Here is a 4,529-nt window from a genome sequence, read left to right on the forward strand (position 1 = left end):
ATTGCCGCCAATATTCCGGTCGAGGCGCTCAATTTTGCCTATCGTCTGTCGGGCGATCGGCCTGCGTGGCGACCGGTGCGCGTGTTCGATGACGGGCGGCAGACCTTTATCGTGTTTCCCGAAAGCGTTGCGCAAGGTCAGATGCCGCCGCTGTTCGGGCTTGGCGAAGACAATCAGGCCGAACTCCTCAACTACCGCGTGTCAGGCCGCTTCATGATCGTCGACCGGCTGCTCGAGCGCGCAGAACTGCGCCTTGGCGACCGCCGCTCGCAACAGCGCGTCGAAATTCGCAAGGAACGCCGGAGGACGCCGTCATGAGCGACGAAGCTGCTCAAACGCCAGAAGAGGCGGTCAAGCTGCGCGGCGATCCGCCGCGCGTCATGCGGCTGTCGCGCAAGGCCATCGGTATCGCTTCAGCTTGCGGTTTTGCGATTATCGGCGGTGCGCTGATCTATGCCCTGCAGCCCGCGAGCCAGACCGAGCGCGAGGAGTTGCTCAACACCGAAGGTGCGGCGCGGCCCGATGCCTTGGCCGATGCGCCTCGCGACTATGGTGATGTTCCGAAACTGGGCCCGCCCCTGCCCGGCGATCTTGGCGCGCCAATCCTGGCGGCACAACAGCGCGGGGATGTTGCCGAGCTTCCGCCGATCGGTCCTGCGCCGCCCACTGGCCCTGCGCCAACGCCCGCGCAGACGGCAGCCGAAACGGAGCGGCAGCGGCTTGTGCAGGAACGCAGCGCCGCGAGCGAAAGCCGCCTGTTCTTTGGTGGTGGTGCGGGAGGAGCTGCCGTCAGTGACGGATCAGGCGTCGCCGATGCCAGCGGTGGGCCGCCGCCGCCGCAGCTTGCAGCTGAGCAACCGCGTCCCGCCTTTGCCGAACGCCCCGCCGAGCGCCGGACGGTATCAGCCAGTCGGATCGAACCGCCTGCGGGCACCCATGTCTTGCAGGCGGGCAGCATCATTCCTGCTGCCCTCATCACCGGGATTCGCTCCGATCTTCCAGGTCAGGTCACCGCGCAGGTCACCGAGCCAGTCTATGACAGCGTAACCGGCCGCATCCTGCTCATTCCCCAGGGCTCGCGGCTGATCGGCGACTATAATGCCGACCTGTCCTTCGGCCAGCGCCGGGTGCAGCTCGCATGGAACCGGCTGATCCTGCCCGATGGCCGGTCGATCGTGCTCGAACGCCAACCCGGCGGCGACCCATCCGGCTTTGCCGGACTGCAGGACGGCGTGGACTTCCATTGGGGCGGCGTTCTGCGGGCAGCACTGGTCTCGACCCTGCTGGGCGTTGGCGGCGAACTTGGTGCTGGCAATGACGACAATCTCACTCGCGCGCTGCGCCGCGGGTCGCAGGACAGCATCGGCCGCGCGGGCGAACAGGTGGTCAGCCGCGAGCTCGACATACGGCCGACACTGACCATCCGTCCGGGTTTCCCGGTGCGCGTGCTGGTGACGCGTGATCTCATCTTGGGAGGAGGATCATGACCCGATTGAAACTGGCCGATCTGGCCGACGAAAAGCCGGTCAAGGTAACCATCGAGCTCTCGTCGCGCCTCCACCGCGAACTCCTCGCCTATGGCCTGGCGATCAACGGCGTCGATACCAAAAATGCTCCGACACCCGAACGACTGATCCCGCCGATGATCGAGCGCTTCATCGCGACCGACCGGTCTTTCGCCAAATTGCGGCGCTCGGGTCAGGCCGGGTAGCGTTCGCTGACCAGTTTGAAGAAGCGCTTCAGCGCGGGATTGTCGTTATCCTCGCGCCAGTAGAAAGCATAGTCGAGCCGCGCATGGCCGCCTTGGTCGATAATCTCCAAAAATGTCAGTTCCGGCCAATGCACACCGATCGAGGCCTCGGTGGCAAGCGTGATGTACCGTCCGAACGGGACCGTGCTCAAAACACTTTCGAGACTCGTGTCTTGCATGATCAAGTTCGCACGATAGCCCTGATCCGATAAGCGACGCTTCAGAATATGGGCCATCGCAGGACCCACGCCCTGGCTGGGCAATACAAAGACCTGGCGGCGCAAATCGCTCCAGTGAAGCCGGTCTGCCTTCGCCAATTGATGGTCTTTCGGCAATGCGACAAGCAACCGCTCCGACCAGGCCGAGCGCCGCGAGATGCTGGCGTCGTGCGCGTCGGACGGCATCAGCGCGACGTCAATGATCCGGGCCTTCAGATCGCTGAGCATACGCTCCGGATCGGCCTCGATCCCATCAAACTGAATGTCGGGGTGACGCCGCATGTATTCGCCAATGGTCGCACGCATATTGCCGGCCATCAGGGACGCACAAAACCCGACCGCAATCCTGCCTTCCTCGCCATAGCTGACTGCTCGGGCTGTGGTCTGAAGATTGTCGATATCGGTAAGAATGCGCCGGGCAACGCTCAGGAATGCTTTGCCCTGCTCGGTCGGTATCGCGCCGCGTGTGCTGCGTTCAAAGAGCTTGATCCCAAGGCGCGCCTCCAAGGCGGCTATTCGTCTGCTCAGCGTCGACTGCTTGATCCGCAATGCTTCGGCGGCGCGTGAGAAATTCTGGGCATCGGCTGTCGCAACAGCAAATCTGAGCTGACGCACTTCGATCATAAGGCTTTGCGACCCTTATCTTTATCTCCTTACATGTCGCTATCACCAATAGCCCGAAATCCCTAGATTGTTTCTTCGTTACGACATCTGGCGAAGAGCAACCCCCGCGCACGCCAGGTGGCTTATTTGTCGAACCATGGCAGCTCGGTTCAATTGCAGATACGGTGTCCGGTCGTTACTTCGCACGAGCCTTTTGGCAATTTACAGACCATGGAATGCTATCCGCCGAACTATGGTGCTCACGGCGCATCACTCTTTGGCTTTCGGCCTGCGCCGCAACCATGATCTGATCCGTCATGCAGTCTTTCTTTCTGGCGCCACGATGCAAAGCTGCATCCATCCAAATGGACCGAAGCACCCTTAGCGGTGCTGTGCCACCTCATCATTACACGGTATGGCTTCTGTCTGGATCGTGACGTGATGGATTGCGAACCGCGCCTCCAGCATCTCTGCAACCGCGCGCCGCACAGCATCCGCATCCTCCCCCTCACCAATCGCAACATGCGCGGTCAGGCTGGCGTCATCGCCCGCGACCGACCACAGGTGCAGGTCATGCACTCCCGAGACGCCTGTAATTCCACCCATCGCAGCGCGGATGGCCTTGAGATCAAACCCACGCGGCACGCCTTGCAGGAGGATATGCGTGGTATCGCGCAGCAATATCCACGTGCGGGGCAGCACCCAGAGACCGATCGCAATCGCGACGATCGGATCGATCCAGGTGAGACCGGTGAAATAGATTGTGATGGCCGCACCAATGACGCCCAGCGAGCCGAGCATGTCAGCCCACACCTCGAGATAGGCCCCCTTGATATTGAGGCTGTCGTCCTTGCCACCAGCAAGGATCCGCATGGCAATAAGGTTCACGAGCAACCCGAGCGTTGCGACAATCAGCATCCCGACCGATCCAACGGGCTGCGGTGCAAAGAACCGCCCAATCCCCTCGATCAGAATGTATCCGGCGACCGCAAACAGCAGGATCGCATTGAATGCAGCAGCCAATATCTCGAATCGCCGATAGCCGAAGGTACGCTGATCATCAGGCGGACGCTGACCGATCTTGACCGCCGCCAGCGCAATCGCCAGCGCCGCACTGTCCGTGAACATATGCGCAGCGTCGGAAAGCAGCGCCAGGCTGTCAAAAACAAAGGCACCGACGAGTTCGGCGATCAGGAAGGTCGTGGTCAGTCCAAGTGCGATGGCAAGGCGCCGGGTGCTCGCGCCAGCGCCGTGGCTGTGGCCCTGGTGACCGGCACTGCCATGATCATGACCCGCGCCCATCAGCTTGCCACCAAGGAGCCATTGCAAGGGCCGCCAGGAGCCGATGCACTTCGGTTACCGCAGCTGTTCATTGCGTCTCTCCTGAGCTTTGGTCTATTCTCTTGGTCATTCGTCTAAGCCATCACGGGCGAAAGCGTCTGAGGCTCTTCGTCCGGAAAGCGCCTGGCTTCCCGGTCAAGCACAAGCCGGGCCAGGGCCGGCAGGACGACCAAGGTCAGCAAGGTCGCCGAGATCAATCCGCCGATCACCACCGTCGCGATCGGTCGCTGCACTTCTGCCCCCGTGCCGCTCGCCAGCGCCATCGGTACGAAGCCCAGACTGGCCACCAATGCCGTCATCAGCACGGGTCGCAAACGCATCAGCGCGCCTTCGCGCACCGATTCCAGCACACCCTTGCCGTTCTGACGCAGTGCCAGAATGCTCGACATCATGACCAGACCGTTGAGCACAGCCACACCCGACAGCGCAATGAAGCCAACCGCTGCCGAAACAGAGAAGGGCATCCCGCGCAGCCATAGCAGCAGCACGCCCCCGCTCAGCGCGAGCGGGACGGCGGAGAAGACCATCGCCGCACGGCTTGCTGACCCCAGCGCTGCGTAAAGCAGCGCAAAGATCGCCGCGAAGACGAGTGGCACCACGATACTCAGACGGCTTTG

Annotated in this window: 6 protein-coding genes; 3 read left to right on the top strand and 3 right to left on the bottom strand. The window is 62.1% G+C overall.

The window, feature by feature from the left end:
- The 3 genes from NBV68_RS18030 to NBV68_RS18040 form a co-directional block, all read left to right on the top strand.
- Nucleotides 1–318: TrbG/VirB9 family P-type conjugative transfer protein (locus tag NBV68_RS18030; protein ID WP_296312597.1), on the top strand; the 318-nt coding region annotated here is incomplete at its 5' end.
- Entirely contained in the window at nucleotides 315–1,487 is a 1,173-nt protein-coding gene (locus NBV68_RS18035; protein ID WP_296312600.1) for a TrbI/VirB10 family protein, read from the top strand. The genes NBV68_RS18030 and NBV68_RS18035, both read left to right, overlap by 4 nt.
- Complete coding sequence (locus NBV68_RS18040) at nucleotides 1,484–1,711, top strand: DUF2274 domain-containing protein (RefSeq protein WP_296312605.1); 228 nt, start codon at nucleotides 1,484–1,486, stop codon at nucleotides 1,709–1,711. The genes NBV68_RS18035 and NBV68_RS18040 overlap by 4 nt, the downstream gene beginning before the upstream one ends.
- On the opposite strand, the gene NBV68_RS18045 is transcribed toward NBV68_RS18040, so the two are convergent.
- From NBV68_RS18045 to NBV68_RS18055, 3 genes are all read right to left on the bottom strand, one after another.
- Nucleotides 1,699–2,592: a LysR family transcriptional regulator gene (locus NBV68_RS18045; protein ID WP_296312608.1), complete on the bottom strand. Its 894-nt coding sequence runs from the start codon at nucleotides 2,590–2,592 to the stop codon at nucleotides 1,699–1,701. The genes NBV68_RS18040 and NBV68_RS18045 overlap by 13 nt on opposite strands.
- A 360-nt stretch (nucleotides 2,593–2,952) precedes the next feature.
- Nucleotides 2,953–3,873: a cation diffusion facilitator family transporter gene (locus tag NBV68_RS18050; RefSeq protein WP_296312611.1), complete on the bottom strand. Its 921-nt coding sequence runs from the start codon at nucleotides 3,871–3,873 to the stop codon at nucleotides 2,953–2,955.
- A gap of 113 nt (nucleotides 3,874–3,986) precedes the next feature.
- Nucleotides 3,987–4,529, bottom strand: a 543-nt coding sequence (locus NBV68_RS18055; protein WP_296312613.1) for an efflux RND transporter permease subunit, incomplete at its 5' end; no start/stop codon positions are given.

The sequence above is a fragment of the Erythrobacter sp. genome (genome assembly GCF_023653175.1).
In the GTDB taxonomy this organism is placed as follows: Bacteria; Pseudomonadota; Alphaproteobacteria; order Sphingomonadales; family Sphingomonadaceae; genus Erythrobacter.